14 protein-coding genes and 1 tRNA gene are annotated in these 14,868 nt (G+C 71.8%); 5 read left to right on the forward strand and 10 right to left on the reverse strand.

Features of this window, described 5'->3' with window-relative positions; all coding sequences use genetic code 11:
- Nucleotides 1-33 precede the first annotated feature (33 nt).
- Nucleotides 34-843 carry a rhomboid family intramembrane serine protease gene (locus AC1RNL_RS06350; RefSeq protein ID WP_364193352.1) on the forward strand — a complete coding sequence of 270 codons (810 nt, stop codon included), beginning with the start codon at nucleotides 34-36 and terminating at the stop codon, nucleotides 841-843.
- 74 nt (nucleotides 844-917) lie between these two features.
- On the opposite strand, the gene AC1RNL_RS06355 is transcribed toward AC1RNL_RS06350, so the two are convergent.
- On the reverse strand, nucleotides 918-1,184 hold the full coding sequence (locus AC1RNL_RS06355; protein WP_128190400.1) for a cell division protein CrgA: 267 nt from the start codon (nucleotides 1,182-1,184) through the stop codon (nucleotides 918-920).
- A gap of 40 nt (nucleotides 1,185-1,224) precedes the next feature.
- On the opposite strand from AC1RNL_RS06355, the gene AC1RNL_RS06360 reads away from it, so the two are divergent.
- Genes AC1RNL_RS06360 through AC1RNL_RS06370 form a run of 3 tightly spaced genes read left to right on the forward strand, consistent with a single transcriptional unit; the run spans nucleotide 1,225 to nucleotide 2,800 of the window.
- On the forward strand, nucleotides 1,225-1,986 hold the full coding sequence (locus AC1RNL_RS06360) for a class E sortase (RefSeq protein ID WP_492934744.1): 762 nt from the start codon (nucleotides 1,225-1,227) through the stop codon (nucleotides 1,984-1,986).
- On the forward strand, nucleotides 1,983-2,144 hold the full coding sequence (locus tag AC1RNL_RS06365) for a hypothetical protein (protein ID WP_164877232.1): 162 nt from the start codon (nucleotides 1,983-1,985) through the stop codon (nucleotides 2,142-2,144). The genes AC1RNL_RS06360 and AC1RNL_RS06365 overlap by 4 nt, the downstream gene beginning before the upstream one ends.
- Entirely contained in the window at nucleotides 2,141-2,800 is a 660-nt protein-coding gene (locus AC1RNL_RS06370; protein WP_128190710.1) for an anthranilate synthase component II, read from the forward strand. The genes AC1RNL_RS06365 and AC1RNL_RS06370 overlap by 4 nt, the downstream gene beginning before the upstream one ends.
- Before the next feature lie 39 nt (nucleotides 2,801-2,839).
- Here the strand turns inward: AC1RNL_RS06370 and pknB are convergent, their stop codons facing one another.
- From pknB to AC1RNL_RS06405, 7 genes are all read right to left on the reverse strand, one after another.
- Nucleotides 2,840-4,678 (reverse strand): Stk1 family PASTA domain-containing Ser/Thr kinase, encoded by a 1,839-nt coding sequence (gene pknB, locus AC1RNL_RS06375; protein WP_492934745.1) that lies wholly within the window; start codon nucleotides 4,676-4,678, stop codon nucleotides 2,840-2,842.
- 103 nt (nucleotides 4,679-4,781) lie between these two features.
- Complete coding sequence (locus AC1RNL_RS06380) at nucleotides 4,782-6,524, reverse strand: protein kinase domain-containing protein (RefSeq protein WP_492934746.1); 1,743 nt, start codon at nucleotides 6,522-6,524, stop codon at nucleotides 4,782-4,784.
- The gene (locus AC1RNL_RS06385; protein ID WP_310123244.1) at nucleotides 6,521-8,002 is read right to left on the reverse strand and encodes a peptidoglycan D,D-transpeptidase FtsI family protein; all 1,482 of its coding nucleotides are present in this window, start codon (nucleotides 8,000-8,002) and stop codon (nucleotides 6,521-6,523) included. The genes AC1RNL_RS06380 and AC1RNL_RS06385 overlap by 4 nt, the downstream gene beginning before the upstream one ends.
- The gene (locus AC1RNL_RS06390) at nucleotides 7,999-9,405 is read right to left on the reverse strand and encodes an FtsW/RodA/SpoVE family cell cycle protein (protein ID WP_364193369.1); all 1,407 of its coding nucleotides are present in this window, start codon (nucleotides 9,403-9,405) and stop codon (nucleotides 7,999-8,001) included. The genes AC1RNL_RS06385 and AC1RNL_RS06390 overlap by 4 nt, the downstream gene beginning before the upstream one ends.
- On the reverse strand, nucleotides 9,402-10,643 hold the full coding sequence (locus AC1RNL_RS06395; protein ID WP_128189833.1) for a PP2C family protein-serine/threonine phosphatase: 1,242 nt from the start codon (nucleotides 10,641-10,643) through the stop codon (nucleotides 9,402-9,404). Before AC1RNL_RS06395 ends, AC1RNL_RS06390 begins: the two co-directional genes overlap by 4 nt.
- Before the next feature lie 2 nt (nucleotides 10,644-10,645).
- Nucleotides 10,646-11,188, reverse strand: a complete 543-nt coding sequence (locus AC1RNL_RS06400; RefSeq protein ID WP_128189832.1) for an FHA domain-containing protein FhaB/FipA — start codon at nucleotides 11,186-11,188, stop codon at nucleotides 10,646-10,648.
- Nucleotides 11,185-11,865 (reverse strand): FHA domain-containing protein, encoded by a 681-nt coding sequence (locus AC1RNL_RS06405; protein ID WP_435869477.1) that lies wholly within the window; start codon nucleotides 11,863-11,865, stop codon nucleotides 11,185-11,187. Before AC1RNL_RS06405 ends, AC1RNL_RS06400 begins: the two co-directional genes overlap by 4 nt.
- 93 nt (nucleotides 11,866-11,958) lie before the next feature.
- Between AC1RNL_RS06405 and AC1RNL_RS06410 the strand changes: the two genes are divergently transcribed.
- Nucleotides 11,959-12,042 (forward strand) — tRNA-Leu (locus tag AC1RNL_RS06410).
- 124 nt (nucleotides 12,043-12,166) lie between these two features.
- Here the strand turns inward: AC1RNL_RS06410 and AC1RNL_RS06415 are convergent.
- A complete protein-coding gene (locus tag AC1RNL_RS06415) occupies nucleotides 12,167-13,339 on the reverse strand; it encodes a zinc-dependent alcohol dehydrogenase (RefSeq protein WP_492934747.1) in 1,173 nt (390 codons plus the stop codon).
- Between the two features lie 53 nt (nucleotides 13,340-13,392).
- Nucleotides 13,393-14,862 (reverse strand): MFS transporter, encoded by a 1,470-nt coding sequence (locus AC1RNL_RS06420; protein ID WP_492934748.1) that lies wholly within the window; start codon nucleotides 14,860-14,862, stop codon nucleotides 13,393-13,395.
- Between the last annotated feature and the right edge of the window lie 6 nt (nucleotides 14,863-14,868).

Consider the following 14,868-nt stretch of genomic DNA (forward strand, 5'->3'; position numbering starts at 1 on the left):
CGCTGCTACCGGCATCCTGATCGGCAGAGCTGGGTGCTCTGCCAGCGCTGCGGCCGCACCATCTGCGGCGAGTGCCAGCAGCAGGCGCCGGTCGGCGTGCACTGCCCCGAGTGCGTGCGCGAGCTGCGCGACGAGCAGCGCGCGCGCCTGCGCGAGACGCGCGTCGCCCACGGCGGCCCGCGCACCGCGATCGGGCAGCGCACCCGGCAGTGGCTCGCGCAGCCCGCGCCGGTGACGATCGCCATCGTCGCGGTCACCGCGCTCGTCGGCGTGCTGCAGATCCTGCCCGGCAACCTGTCGGGGCAGCTGATGTACTTCCTGCCCTACTCGCTCGTCGAGCCGTGGCGCTTCCTCACCTACGCGCTCGTGCACGCGGGGGTGCTGCACTTCGCCTTCAACATGATGATCCTGTGGATGGTGGGGCCGGCGATCGAGGAGCGCATCGGACGGCTGCCGTACCTCGCCGCGTACGTCGTGAGCGCGGCGGGGGCCGCGGTGGCCGTCGCGTGGTTCACGCCGGCCTCCGCCGTGGTCGGCGCCTCGGGCGCGATCTACGCGCTGTTCGGCATGGCGATCGGCATGCAGCGGATGCTCGGGCGGGTGCAGCCGGCGCTGCTCGTGCTCGTCGGCATCAACCTCGTGATCACCTTCGCGTTCGGCGGCATCTCGTGGCCGGCGCACGTCGGCGGCCTCGCGATCGGGCTCGCGCTCGGCTTCGGCATCGGCGCGGTGCATGCGCGGATGCGCGGCGACCGCACCACGCGCGCGGCCTGGCTCGTCATCGGCGGTGTCGCGCTCGTGCTCGCGGCGCTCTTCGCGGCTCGCGTCGCCGTGCTGCTCTGAGCGCAGTCCGGACGCCCCGTTCTCCACAGTTTTCTCCACACCTGGGGAGAACTACACCGGTGTGATTCGGTCGGCTACTTCCAGCGCGTGGTCATGATGAAGCCGATGAACATCACGCCGAAGCCGATCACGATGTTCCAGGAGCCCAGCTGCGGCAGCGGCAGCGTCGTGCCCGAGATGTAGTACACGATCACCCAGAGGAAGCCGACGAGCATGAAGCCGAACATGACCGGCTTGAACCAGACCGGGTTCCGCTGGTCGTCGTGCGGGGAGCGCTCCTTGCCCTTCGCGGACCGGCTCTTGGCGGCCGACGCCTTCTCGATGGACTTGTCGCTGCTCATGGCACCCAATGGTAATGCAGGCGCCGCCTAGGATTGAGCGGTGGCCAGGCAGCAGCGCGCGGAGGGTCGCCGCCCCCGGCGGCGCGCCTCGCCAGCGAGCGTGCTGGGCGAGCTGCTCGTGACCGCGGGGGTGCTCGCGCTCGGCTACGCCGGCTGGCAGCTGTGGCTCTCGGACGCCGTGCTCGGCGGGCAGCAGCAGGAGGCGGCGCGCAGCTTCGCCTCGCAGCTGGGGCTCGTCCAGCCCGGATCGCCCGATGCATCCGCCCCCGATGCGGCGCTCCGCACCGACGAGCCGCCGGCCGAGCCTGCCTCCGCCGACCGCGAGTCGTTCGCGGTGATGTACATCCCTCGGCTCGGCGGCTTCGAGCGCGTGATCGGCGAGGGCACGAGCCGCGCGGTGCTCGACTCGCTCGAGCAGGGGCTCGCGCACTACAGCGACTCGGCGCAGCCGGGGGAGCTGGGCAACTTCGCGGTCGCCGGGCACCGCAACGGCCAGGGCGGGCCGTTCACGCACCTCGACGAGCTGCGCGTCGGCGACCGCATCTACGTGCAGACCGCCGGCGCGTGGCACGTCTACGAGTTCCGCAACCACGAGTACGTGCCGCCGACCGCCGTCGAGGTCGTCGCCCCGGTGCCGCAGCAGCCCGAGACGCCCGCCGACGGGCGCTACCTCACGCTCACGACGTGCAACCCCGAGTGGTCGGCCGAGGGCCGGCTCATCGCCTACGCCACCTGGCTCGGGTGGCAGGAGGCCGAGGCCGGCATGCCCGCCGAGCTCGCCGCCAGCCTCGGGAGGGCATGATGTATGCAGCACTCTGGCGTGCGCTGCCCGGGCCCTGGCCCGTGCGGCTGCTGCTCGTGGCCGCGCTGCTCGCGGCCGTCGCCTGGTTCCTCGTCCTCCACGGCTACCCGTGGGTGATGCAGACCTTCTTCCCGACCCCGGACCCCACCATCACATGACTCGCATCCTCGTCGTCGACAACTTCGACAGCTTCGTCTACACCCTCGCCGGCTACCTCCAGGAGCTCGGCGCGGAGGTCTCGGTCGTGCGCAACGACGAGGTCGACGCGTCGACCATCCGCGACTGGGATGCCGTGCTGCTCTCGCCGGGCCCCGGCGCTCCGGCCGACGCGGGCGTCTCCATCCCGATGGTGCACGCCGCGATCGAGACCGGCACGCCGCTGCTGGGCGTCTGCCTCGGCCACCAGGCGATCGCCGAGGCGCTCGGCGGCGTGGTCACGCACGCGCCGCAGCTCATGCACGGCAAGACGAGCCTCGTCGAGCACGACGGCACGACGGTCTTCGAGGGCCTCCCGAGCCCGCTCACCGCGACCCGCTACCACTCGCTCGCGATCGTCGACGGCACGGTGCCGGATGCGCTGCGCGTCACCGCGCGGACGGTCCCGGATGCGCAGGCCGGCGTGATCATGGCGGTCGAGCACCGCGGTGCCCCCGTCTGGGGCGTGCAGTTCCACCCGGAGTCGGTGCTCACCGAGGGCGGCTACCGGATGCTGGGCAACTGGCTCGAGGCCGCGGGGCTCACCGGCGCGGCGCAGCTCGCCGAGGGCCGCGCGCCCCTCGTGACGCTCGCACCGCCGCCCGACCACGTGGCGTAGTCGGGGCAGTCGGGGTCGACCCCCGGGCTCGCGAGAGCGTCAGCCCTCGTCGCCGCCGCCGCCACCGCCGCCGCCACCGCCGTTGCCGGGGTTGGTCGGCTCGGGCTCCGGCTCGGGCTCTGGCTCCGGCTCGGGCTCCGGCTCCGGTGCGGGGGCCGGAGCGGGATCGGGCGCCGGCTGGCCGTTGCAGTAGAGCAGCGTGATGGTGCTGCCCTGCGGGTGGTCGCCGGGCGTGAGCGACTGCTCGACGACCTCGCCGCCCAGGCAGCGCGTCGTGAAGCGGCGGTCGACCGTGAGGCCGAGGGCGCTCATCTGGTCGGCGGCGCTCGAGATCGCCTGCCCCGTGACGTCGGGCACGGTCACGAGCCCGCTCGCGAGGACGATGTTGACGGTCGCGCCGCGCGAGACGTCGGTGCCGGCGCTCGGGTCGGTGCGCACGACGAGGTCGGCGGCGACGGTCGGCGCGTTCTCGCGCGTCACGGTGCCGACGGTGTACCCGGCCGCCTCGAGCGCCTGCCGCGCCTGCGCCTCGGTGAGGTTCGCGACGCTCAGCAGCGGCGAGGGCGGCGGGCCGTTCGAGACCACGACGGTGATCGCGGCGCCGGGGGAGAGCACGATGCCCGCGTCGGGATCCGTGCGCAGCACCGTGCCGGCCTCGGCGTCGTCGATCACGCGCCGCACCTCGGGCACGAGGTCAGCGCCCTCGACGGCGGCGACCGCCTCCGCCTCCTGCATGCCGGCGACGGCGGGCACGGTGGTGGAGAGCCCGGCGATCGGGATGCTGCCGCCCAGGCTGACGGCCCACGCGACGGCGCTTACGACGAGCACGGCGATGAGCGCGACGGCGCCCCAGAGCCAGGCCACGGGCGGACGGCGGTCGCGCCGCACCGCCGCGAGCTCGGCGGTCGTCTCGGCCTCGGGCTGCGGGTCGTCGGCGGCGAGCGCGGCGAACATCGTCGTCGCGGCGCCGATCTCGACCGGCGCGGTGTCGGTGCGCTCGAAGGGCACGAGCACGCCGGCGAGCGCGTCGTCGAGCGCCTGCTTGAACTCGGTGGCCGTCTGGAAGCGGTGCTCGCGGCGCTTCTCGAGCGCCTTCGCGACGATGGAGTCCATCTCGGGCGTGATGCCCGGGGTGATCGACGAGGTGGTCGGCGGCTCCTCGGCGACGTGCTGGTAGGCGACGCCGACCGCGGTGTCGGACTCGAACGGCGCGCGGCCGGTCAGCAGCTCGAAGAGGATCACGCCGGTGGAGTACAGGTCGGTGCGGGCATCGACCGACTCGCCGCGCGCCTGCTCGGGGGAGAAGTACTGGGCGGTGCCGAGGATGGTGCCGGTCTGCGCCACGTTGGCGCTCGTCTCGCTCACCGCACGGGCGATGCCGAAGTCCATCACCTTGATCTGGCCGCCGGGCGTCACCATGACGTTGCCCGGCTTGATGTCGCGGTGCACGATGCCGGCGCGGTGCGAGTACTCGAGGGCGGTGAGGATGCCCTTGGTGATGCGCACGGCCTCGGCCTCGGTGAGCGGGCCCTCGGCGATGATGTCCTTCACCATGCGGCCGTCGACGTACTCCATGACGATGTACGGCACGGCGGCGGGCTCGCCCTGGGCGTCGACCGCCGGCTCCTCGCCGGCGTCGAAGACGCGCACGACGGTGGGGTGCGACATCCGCGCCGCGGACTGCGCCTCCTGACGGAAGCGCGTGCGGAACTCCGGGTCGAGCGAGAGCTCGGGCTTCAGCAGCTTGACGGCCACCTGCCGGTCGAGCCGGGTGTCGCGGGCCTTGTGCACCTGCGCCATGCCGCCCTGGCCGATGAGCTCGCCGATCTCGTAGCGGTCGCCGAGGGTCCGCAGGGAGGCGATGATGCTGTCGGTCATCGCGGCTCCTTCCCTCGTGCATGCGTCAGGACGTCGTCCCGGCGCGCGGCGGGATCGGTCGATTCTACGTCACGGGCGCGGGCGACCCCCGTGGTGCGGCCGATCAGGGCTCGACCGGCGGCTCCACCGGCAGGGTCTCGGTCGGCTCCGTGGGCGTCGGCGTGGGCGTCGGCTCGGGCTCCGGGGTCTCCTCCGGCGTCGCCGTCATCGTCAGCGCCGGGGACGAGCCGCTCGTGAGCGACTCGCCGCCGTCGACGTCGCACGTGTAGGTGTACGAGATCGTCGTGTCGCCGGCGGGGACCGAGCTGAAGTTCATCTGCGCGATGCCGGTCTCCTCGATCTGCTCCCGGCCGTCGGGCCAGGTGATCGTGGCCGTGTAGCCGCCGAGGCTGTAGCCGGCGGGGCAGCTCGCCTCGTCCCAGACGACGACGGGGCTGTCGCCGACCGTGAGGGCCGCCGGGTCGCCGCCGTCCTGCAGGCGCGGCACCGACGTGGGGTCGGCGATCGCGGCCACGGGGGCGTAGATCGTGCCCGTCACGGTCGAGCCCACCGGCACCGGGCCGGTCGGGTCGACGGCGTAGACCGTGCCCGCGTCGGCCTCGGCGGTGGCCGGGTTGCCGGTCTCGACGGCAGGCTCGAGCTCGAGCGCCTCGATCGCGGCGCGGAACTCGGCCTCGTCCATCCCCTCGAAGTCGCTCAGGTCGATGTCGACCGTCTCGAGGGTCTGGCTCGGCACCGGCGTGCCCGAGTCGACGGGCTGCTGCTGCTGCTGGTTGAGCAGCATCATCGCGATCGCGACGCCGGCCGCGACGAGCAGCACCGCGAGGATCACGACGGGCCAGATCCAGGGGTTGCGGCGCCGGTCGCGGTCGCGGTCCAGCGTCGTCGCGCGAGTCACCGGCAGCGCCGCCGTCGCGGGGCTCGACTGGGTCGTGATCACCCGGGTCGCGGCCTGGGTCGGCGAGTCGATCGTCGCGAACGAGTCGGTCGAGGCGATGCCCGGCACGATCGCCGCGGCACCGGCGATGTCGCCACGGCGCAGCATGGTCGCGGCGCGCGACAGGTGCGCCGCGGAGGTCGGGCGGTCGGCGGGGGTCTTCGCGATGCACGACAGCACGAGGTTGCGCACCGGCTCCGGCACGGTGCCGGGCAGGTCCGGCGGTGCGTCGTTGATGTGCGCCATCGCGATCGCGACCTGCGACTCGCCCGTGAACGGCCGCCGGCCGGCGAGCGCCTCGTAGGCGACGATGCCGAGCGAGTAGATGTCGGTCGACGGCGCCGCCTGCTGCCCCGAGGCCTGCTCGGGCGAGAGGTACTGCACCGTGCCCATGACCTGGCCGGTCGCGGTGAGCGGCACCTGGTCGGCGATGCGCGCGATGCCGAAGTCGGTGATCTTGACGCGGCCCTCGGGCGTGATGAGCAGGTTGCCGGGCTTGATGTCGCGGTGCACGAGCCCCGCCTGGTGCGCGGCGTGGAGCGCTGCGGAGGTCTGCGCGACGATGTCGAGCACCTTGTCGGCCGAGAGCGTGCGGTCGCGGTCGAGGATCGCGCTGAGCGGCTCGCCCGGCACGAGCTCCATCACGAGGAAGGCGCTGCCCTCCTCCTCGCCGTAGTCGAAGACGTTGGCGATGCCCTCGTGGTTGACGAGCGCGGCGTGGCGGGCCTCGGCGCGGAAGCGCTCGAGGAACCCGGGGTCGCCCATGTACTCGTCCTTGAGGATCTTGAGCGCCACCGTGCGGCCGATCACCTGATCGGTCGCCTGCCACACCTCGCCCATGCCGCCGATGGCGATCCGGCTGGTCAGCTGGTATCGCCCACCGAAGGTGAGTCCGCTGGATGGTCTCATGAGTTCAGCACCGCCTCGATCACTGCTCTCCCGATAGGTGCGGCGATCACGTTTGAAGTATCACCGACGATGTTCTCATCCGGCACGACCACGACGGCGACTGCCACGCTCCGGTCGTCCGTCTCGCCGTAGCCCGTGAACCACAGGTTGAACGGCTCGTTGTTCTCGCCCGTCTCCGCGGTGCCGGTCTTGCCGCCCACCGTCACGCCCGGGATCGCGGCGTTGGAGGCGAGCCCCTCGCTCACGCCGAGCTCCATCGCGCCGCGCAGCGCCGCCGCCGTCTCGGCCGAGATGGGGTTGCCCTGGATGGTCGGCTCCGGGTCGTCGAGCACGTCGAGGTTGGGCGCGAGCACGCGGTCGACCATGTTGGGCCGCATCATCGTGCCGTCGTTCGCGATCGCCGCGGTGGTCATCGCCACCTGCAGGGGCGTCACGCGCACGTCGTACTGGCCGAAGGCCGTCAGCATCGTCTGCGCCTCGTCGAGGCCCGTGGGGTAGGAGCTGGGGGTCACGGCGAGCGGGATGTCGAGCGGCTGGCCGTAGCCGAACGCCGCCGCCTGCTCGGCGAGCGCATCCTGGCCGAGCTCCTGCCCGAGCTGCGCGATGGGGATGTTGCACGAGAGCACGAGCGACGTCTCGAGCGTCGCCTGCTCGCCGGGGCCGCACGTCTCGCGGGAGGCGTTGCGCACCTCGCTCGTCGACTGCGGCAGCGTGAGCGTCTCGGGGTTGTCGAACTCCGACTGCAGGTCGAAGCGGCCCGACTCGAGCGCGGCGGCGACGGTCACGAGCTTGAAGACCGAGCCGGGGTAGTAGAGGTCGCCCGCGATCGCGCGGTTCTGCAGCGGCTGCTCGGGATCGGCGAGCAGCTGGTTGTACGTCTCGGTGACGGCCGCCGTGTTGTGGCTCGCGAAGGCGTTGGGGTCGAACGTGGGGCTCGAGTACATCGCGAGCACGTCGCCCGTCTCGGGGTCGAGCGCGACGACCGCGCCCTCCCGGCCGCCCAGCGCATCCGCCGCCGCCTGCTGCGCGTCGTGGTCGATCGTCAGCTCGACCGACGAGCCCGCCGGGTCCTGCCCGGTGAGCGTCGCGAGGATCTGGTCGAGGAACTGGCTGTTGGCGCTGCCGGTGAGCTCGGCGTTCATCGCGCCCTCGATGCCGGTGTTGCCCTGCCCGAGCGTGTTGTAGCCCGTGACGGGCGCGTAGAGCGGCCCCATCGGGTACTCGCGCTGCCACTCGAACTCGTCGTTCGACGGCGTCGACAGCGCCACCTGCACGCCGTCGACCACGATCGAGCCGCGCTCGACCGCGAAGGAGTCGTACAGCGTGCGCGTGTTGCGCGGATCGGCGTGCAGCGAGTCGGCCTGCACGGCCTGGATCATCGTCGACGAGCCGAAGAGCCCGAGGAACATCACCAGCAGCAGCGTGCTCACGCGGCGGATGGGCCTGCGCATGCTCTGCTCCCGTTCGACGCCCGTCATGCGATCCCCCTTCCGCGCACCGAGTCGCTCAGCCTCAGCAGCAGCGCGACGATGAGCCAGTTGGCCAGCAGCGAGGAGCCGCCGGCTGCCAGGAACGGCGTGGTGAGGCCCGTCAGCGGGATGAGCCTCGTGACGCCGCCCACGACGATGAACACCTGCAGGCCGATCGCGAAGGCGAGGCCCACGGCGAGGAGCTTCGTGAAGTCGTCCGGCCCCTGGAAGCCCACGCGCACGCCGCGCGAGACCAGGATCAGGTAGAGCCCGAGGATCGCGAAGATGCCGGCGAGGCCCAGCTCCTCGCCGAGCGACGGGATGATGTAGTCGCTGTTGGCGTACGGCGTGATGTCGGGCCGGCCGAGGCCGAGCCCGGTGCCGAGCAGGCCGCCGTGCGCCATGCCGAACACGCCCTGCACGATCTGGAACGAGCCGCCCTGCGCCTCGTAGACGCTCTGGTCGAAGGCGTGGATCCAGGCGTCGATGCGGCGCTGCACGTAGCCGAGCACGAAGTAGGCCGCGATGCCGCCGAGCGCGACGAGGCCGACGCCGATGAACATCCACGAGCGGCGGCCGGTGGCGACGTAGATCATCACGAGGAACAGGCCGAAGTAGAGCATCGACGTGCCGAGGTCGCGCTGGAACACCAGCACGAGCATGCACATGCCCCAGACGATGAGGATGGGCCCGAGGTCGCGCAGCCGCGGGAAGCGGATGCCGAGCACCTTCCTGCCCACGACCGACAGCGAGTCGCGCGCCGTCATGAGGTAGCCCGCGAAGAAGATCGCGAGGGCGATCTTGGCGAGCTCGCCCGGCTGCAGCGAGACGATGCTGCCGATGCCGATCCACACGGTCGCGCCGTTGATCGTGCGGCCGATGCCGGGCACGAGCGGCAGCACGAGCAGGATGATCGCGATCGCCATCGCGAGGAACCGGTAGCGCGCGAGCACGCGGTGGTTGCGCACGACGACGATCGCCGCGATCGCCACGACGAGCGCGATGCCCGTCCAGGTGATCTGGCGCATGGAGGCCGCCTCCCAGCCGGTGACGCCCTCGGCGATGTCGATGCGGTAGATCATCGCGATGCCGAGCCCGTTGAGCACCGTCGCGACCGGCAGGATGATCGCGTCGGCCTCGCGCGCGACGATGCGCAGCGCGATGTGGAGCGCGAGCGTGAGGATGCCGAGCCCGGCGGCGAGCTGCAGCGGGAACAGGTCGACGCGCTGCAGGGCGCCGAGCTGCACGAGCACCATCGCGCCGCCCGCGATCACCCAGGCGATCACGAGCAGGAACAGCTCGAGGTTGCGCAGCTTCGCGGGGTTGCGGATGCGCACGCGGATCGCCTCGGTCACATCGCGCAGCTGCACGATGCCCGTCTGGAGGGCGCTGGGAGCGGTGCGATCCGTCATGGCGTCGGCTCCAATCGCTCGACCACGGCCTGCGCGGCCTGGAGCGAGTCGGCGGAGATCGTCTGCTCGACGTTGCGCTGGTTGAAGGGGGTGAGGTCGTCGATCGCGATGTCGGTCTCCTGCACCTCCGTCGCGAGGACGATCGGCCCGATCTGCTGCTGGATGCCCTGGTAGATCGCGACGTTGCCGGCCTCGTTGACGCCGACGAAGTAGCGGTCCTGGGTCCAGCCGTAGAAGAGCACGCTCACGATCGCGACGAGGATCACCGTGAGCACCGCGCCGACGCCCCAGCTGATGCGCCGGTTGCGCCGCATGCGCCGCTGCTCGGCGAGCAGCTCCTGCAGGAACTCCTCGCTCTCGGGCTCGAAGTGCTCGAACGCGGGCTGCTGGCGCGACTGGCGCGGGTGCAGCAGCAGCTGGCCGAGGCTCACCGAGGTGCGCTCGGGCTCGACCGCCTCGTAGCTGATGGGGGCGGCGGCGGAGCCGACGGTGGTCGGCTCGATCGACGACGAGCGCTGCTCGTCGATGTCGCACAGCACCACGGTCACGTTGTCGGGCGCGCCGCGCGAGAGCGACTCGTTGACGAGCCGCTGCACGGTCGACGGGGTGTCGAGCCCCTGCTCGAGGATGGCGCGGATGCGCTCCTCGTCGACGTAGCTCGAGAGGCCGTCGGAGCACACGAGCCAGCGGTCGCCGGGCAGCGCCTGCTCGACGGCCGTATCGATCTCGGGATGCGTCTCGACGTTGCCGAGCACGCGCATCACGACGTTGCGGCGCGGGTGGTGCTCGGCCTCCTCGCGCGTGATGCGGCCGGCCTCGACGAGCTTCTGCACGAAGGTGTGGTCGGTCGAGAGCTGCTCGAGCGCGCCCACGCGGTAGCGGTAGATGCGGCTGTCGCCGATGTGGGCCATGGCGACGCGGTCGCCGACCCGGATGATGCCGGAGGCGGTCGTGCCCATGCCGCTGAGCTCGGGGTGCTCGACCATCGCCTGCTGGAGCGCGTCGTTGCCCTCTCGCAGCCGCTCGGCGAGCGCCTGCGCGGCCTCCTCGGCGCTGCCGTACTCGCGGTCGGCCTCGCGCGCCTTGCGGGTCACGATCGCGCTCGCGACGTCGCCGCCGGCGTGACCGCCCATGCCGTCGGCGACGAAGCACAGGTGGTTCCCGGCGTAGCCGGAGTCCTGGTTCTCCGTGCGGATCCGGCCGACGTGGCTGATCGCGGCGGCGAGGGGTGTGCTCAAGCTCAGCGCCTCAGCTCGAACGTCGTCGTGCCGATCCGCACGGCGCTGCCGACCTGCACGGGCGTCGCCTCGCTGATGCGCTTGCCGTCGACGTAGGTGCCGTTCGTCGAGCCGAGGTCCTGCACCATCCACTGGTCGCGCCAGCGCACGACCTTCGCGTGGTTGTTGGAGGTGTAGTCGTCCTTGATCTGGAGGCCCGCGCCGCTCGAGCGGCCGATCGTCAGGCCCGTCGCCGGCAGGTCGAGCTCGAGGCCCGCCCGGGGGCCCGACGTGATGACGACGCGGGTCGCGGCGCCCGGGGCGGATGCGGCGGCCGGCGCCGCGCGCTCGGTGACGGTAGTCGGCGCATCCGCTGCCGCCGCGGCGGCCGGCGCCGTCGTGGCCGCCTGCTCGCGGGAGCGCTGGTTCTGCACCGCCACGCGCTGCAGCGGCGTCAGGCGCGGCCCGAACAGGTCGCTGCGCAGCGAGTACAGCACGATGAAGATGAACAGCCAGAGCAGCGCGAGGAAGCCGATCCGGATGATGATGAGGGTCAGCTCGCTCACGGGCGCTGCTCCTTGGACTGCGCCAGCACGCGGTAGACGATGCGGGTGGCTCCGATGTCGATGATCGAGTCGGGCTCGAGCAGCGCGCTCTTGAGCGCCCGCCCGTTGAGGGTCGTGCCGTTCGTGGAGCCGAGGTCGCTCACCTGGGCGCGGGTGCCGTCCCAGACGATCTCGGCGTGCTTGCGCGAGGCGCCGGCGTCGTCGACCGTGATGTCGGCGTCCGAGCCGCGGCCGATGACGGTGCGGCCCTTGCGCAGCGTGTGCCGCTTGCCCTTGATGTCGACGACCGCCGTCCAGACGACCTCGCCGGCCTCGGTGTCGGAGGAGATCTCGAACATGCCGGTCGTCATCGCCTCGTCGGGCGTGAGGCCGAGGTCGATGGGGCCCGGGAACGAGTAGCCGGACTGCCGCGCGTGCGTCTGGAGCGTGCCGGTCAGCTCGTCGAGCAGGGCGTCGCCGAGGCGCCGCAGGCGCTGGAAGTCGGAGGGGGCGAGCCGCACGGTGAGGCGGTTCGGCACGAGGATGCGGTCGCGCGAGACGACGGAGGCGTTGGTGTCGAGCTCGCGCTTGAGCGCGCTCGCGAGCTCGACCGGCTCGACGCCGGCGCGGAAGGTCTTCGCGAAGGCGCCGTTGACGGCCTTCTCGAGCCCGCGCTCGATCGAATCGAGGAATCCCATGTCCGTCATCACCGTCCCTATGCCGCCGCAAGCGTACCCGGCGAGTCTAGGAACCTGATATTCTCGTGGGGTTGCCCTGGTTCTCCGGGGTGCGCGCGAGTGGCGGAATTGGCAGACGCGCTGGCTTCAGGTGCCAGTGTCCGCAAGGACGTGGGGGTTCAAGTCCCCCCTCGCGCACGAACGGCCCCGGGCTCCACCCCGGGGCCTTTCGCTTGCGGGGCTGGGTCTCGGTACGGCGGCCTCCGGCCGCCTGCTCGACCTTGACCCCTCCGGGCGCAACGCCGCTGTGCGGCATTGCGCCCTACGGCGTCAAGACCACCTTGATGCAGCCGTCCTGCTTCTTCTGGAAGAGCTCGTACATCTCGGGGGCGCGCTCGAGCGGCACGCGGTGCGTCACGAGGTCCTCGACGCCGAGCGGGTCGGACGGGTCCTCGACGAGCGGCAGGAGCGCATCCCGCCACGACTGCACGTTGCACTGGCCCATGCGGATCGCGACCTGCTTGTCGAACAGCGTCATCATCGGGATGGGGTCGGCCTGGCCGACGTACACGCCGCTCAGCGACACCGTGCCGCCCCGCCGCACCGCGTCGAACGCCGTGTAGAGGGCGGTCAGGCGGTCGAGGCCGGCGTTGCGCAGCATCGGCTTGGCCAGCAGGTCGGGCAGCGCGCCGACGACCGCCTGCGCCGCGGCGGTGCCGGGCGCGCCGTGCGCCTCCATGCCGACGGCGTCGACGATCGAGTCGGGCCCGCGGCCGTCGGTCGCGGCCCGCAGCACCTCGACCGCGTCGGTCATGTCGATCGTCTCGATGCCGTGCCGCTCGGCCATCGCGCGGCGCTCGGGCACCGGGTCGACGCCGATCACGCGGTGGCCGAGGTGCCGGCCGATGCGGGCGGCGAACTGCCCGACAGGCCCGAGCCCGAGCACGGCGAGCGTGCCGCCCTCGGGCACGTCGGCGTACTGCACGCCCTGCCACGCGGTGGGCAGGATGTCGCTGAGGAACAGGTAGCGGTCGTCGGGCAGCTCGTGCCCGACCTTCGTGGCGTTGAAGTCGGCGAGCGGCACGCGCAGCCGCTCGGCCTGGCCGCCGGGCACCGAGCCGTACAGCGACGTGTAGCCGTACAGCGACGCGCCGGTGCCCTGCTCGCGGTTCTGCGTCGTCTCGCACTGGGTGGTGAGGCCGCGGGCGCACATGAAGCAGCTGCCGCACGCGATGACGAAGGGGATCACCACGCGGTCGCCCGGCCGGAGCGTCGTGACCGCGGGCCCCACCTCCTCGACGATGCCCATCGTCTCGTGCCCCAGCACATCCCCCTCCTCGAGGAACGGCCCGAACAGCTCGTAGAGGTGGAGGTCCGACCCGCAGATGGCCGTCGACGTGACGCGGATCACCGCATCCGTCGACTCCTGCAGCCGCGGGTCGGGCACCTCCTCGACCGAGACCTTGCGCTTTCCCTGCCAGGTGAGTGCTCGCATGGCCTCGACGGTACGCCGATGGGGTACAGATCGCCTGGGGGAGGCTCCCAGGTTCAGCCGGCGCGGCCGGTGCCTCCCTGGCGCAGCTCGCCGTCGACGAGCTCGTGCTTCGGGTCGTGCACCTTGCCGATGAGCTCCTCGCCGATCGCGATGCGGTCGACGTCGTCCTCGCCCGGCACGACGTCGCCGCGGAGGCTGCGCCCGGCCGTCTCGTTGAACGTCCAGATGGCGATGAGGCCGATGATGCCCGCGACCGTCATGTAGAAGCCGGGCACGAGCGTCGAGCCGGTCTCGCCGATCAGCCACTCGTTGATGAGGCCCGCCGGGCCGCCGAGCAGCGAGGTGGCGACGTTGTAGCCGAGCGCGAAGCCCGCGTAGCGCACGGTCGTCGGGAAGAGCGCCGGCAGCGTCGCGGAGATGTTGCACAGCAGCATCACGAGGAACAGGCCGAAGATCGCCAGTCCCAGCACCTGGAGCACGACGTTGCCGGTGTTGAGCAGCAGGATCGCCGGCACCGAGAAGAGCGTGAAGCCGATCGCGGCGGTGAGCAGCACGGGCCGCCTGCCGATGCGGTCGGTGAGCGCGCCGAGCGGGATGATCACCGCCATCATCACGAGCTGCACGCCGACGAGCATGAGGCCCGACTGCGTCGCGTCCATGTCGAGGGAGGTGGTGAGGAACGTGGGCATGTAGGTCAGCACCAGGTAGAACGCGGTGTTGATGAGGATCGTGATGCCCATGATCTTCAGCAGCTGCTTCGGCTGCTGCACGACGACGTCGCGCAGCGTCTGCCAGGCGCTCGTGCGCGTGTCGCGCTCCTTCGCCTCGATGAACGTCTCGGAGTCGTGCAGGCGCGCGCGCATGAGCAGCGCGACGATGCCGAGCGGCAGCGTGAGCAGGAACGGCAGGCGCCACCAGCCCTCGGCCATGCCGTCGGTGCCGACGATGAGCTCGAGCGCCGTCACGAGGATCGCGGCGAGCGAGAAGCCGAGCAGCGTGCCGAACTCGAGGAAGGAGCCCCAGAAGCCGCGCCGGTCGTCGGGCGCGTGCTCGGCCATGTAGACCGCGGCGCCGGCGTACTCGCCGCCGGCCGAGAAGCCCTGCACGATGCGCAGCAGGAACAGCAGCGCGGGCGCGAGCCAGCCGACCTGCTCGAAGGTGGGCAGGATGCCGATCGCCGCGGTGGCGACCGAGATCATCATGATCGTGAAGACGAGCACCTTCTGGCGGCCGATGCGGTCGCCGAGCGGGCCGAGCACGGCGCCGCCGATGGGGCGGATCAGGAACGAGACGGCGAAGCCGAACAGCGTCCAGAGGATGGCGTCCTCGGAGCCGCCGAAGATCTGCGTCGACAGGTGCACGGCGAGGTAGCCGTAGATGCCGTAGTCGAACCACTCGATGGCGTTGCCCGCCATCGCGCCCAGCACCGACTTCTTGACGGTCTTGCGCTGGAGCGGGGAGAGGTCGAGCTCGCGCGTGATGGGCGGCGGCTCGGTGGGGTGTGCTGCGTGCTGCTCGGTCATGGCCGT

Source organism: Agrococcus sp. GW821-FHT14H11 (assembly GCF_058803545.1).

Bases quoted from the DNA above. Each gene is read 5' to 3' on its own strand.
- AC1RNL_RS06390 (WP_364193369.1), bottom strand. From the start codon at position 9,405: ATGACGGATCGCACCGCTCCCAGCGCCCTCCAGACGGGCATCGTGCAG.
- AC1RNL_RS06380 (WP_492934746.1), bottom strand. From the start codon at position 6,524: ATGAGACCATCCAGCGGACTCACCTTCGGTGGGCGATACCAGCTGACC.
- AC1RNL_RS06385 (WP_310123244.1), bottom strand. From the start codon at position 8,002: ATGACGGGCGTCGAACGGGAGCAGAGCATGCGCAGGCCCATCCGCCGC.
- AC1RNL_RS06415 (WP_492934747.1), bottom strand. From the start codon at position 13,339: ATGCGAGCACTCACCTGGCAGGGAAAGCGCAAGGTCTCGGTCGAGGAG.
- AC1RNL_RS06355 (WP_128190400.1), bottom strand. From the start codon at position 1,184: ATGAGCAGCGACAAGTCCATCGAGAAGGCGTCGGCCGCCAAGAGCCGG.
- AC1RNL_RS06420 (WP_492934748.1), bottom strand. From the start codon at position 14,862: ATGACCGAGCAGCACGCAGCACACCCCACCGAGCCGCCGCCCATCACG.
- AC1RNL_RS06405 (WP_435869477.1), bottom strand. From the start codon at position 11,865: ATGGGATTCCTCGATTCGATCGAGCGCGGGCTCGAGAAGGCCGTCAAC.
- pknB (WP_492934745.1), bottom strand. From the start codon at position 4,678: ATGACCGACAGCATCATCGCCTCCCTGCGGACCCTCGGCGACCGCTAC.
- AC1RNL_RS06365 (WP_164877232.1), top strand. From the start codon at position 1,983: ATGATGTATGCAGCACTCTGGCGTGCGCTGCCCGGGCCCTGGCCCGTG.
- AC1RNL_RS06370 (WP_128190710.1), top strand. From the start codon at position 2,141: ATGACTCGCATCCTCGTCGTCGACAACTTCGACAGCTTCGTCTACACC.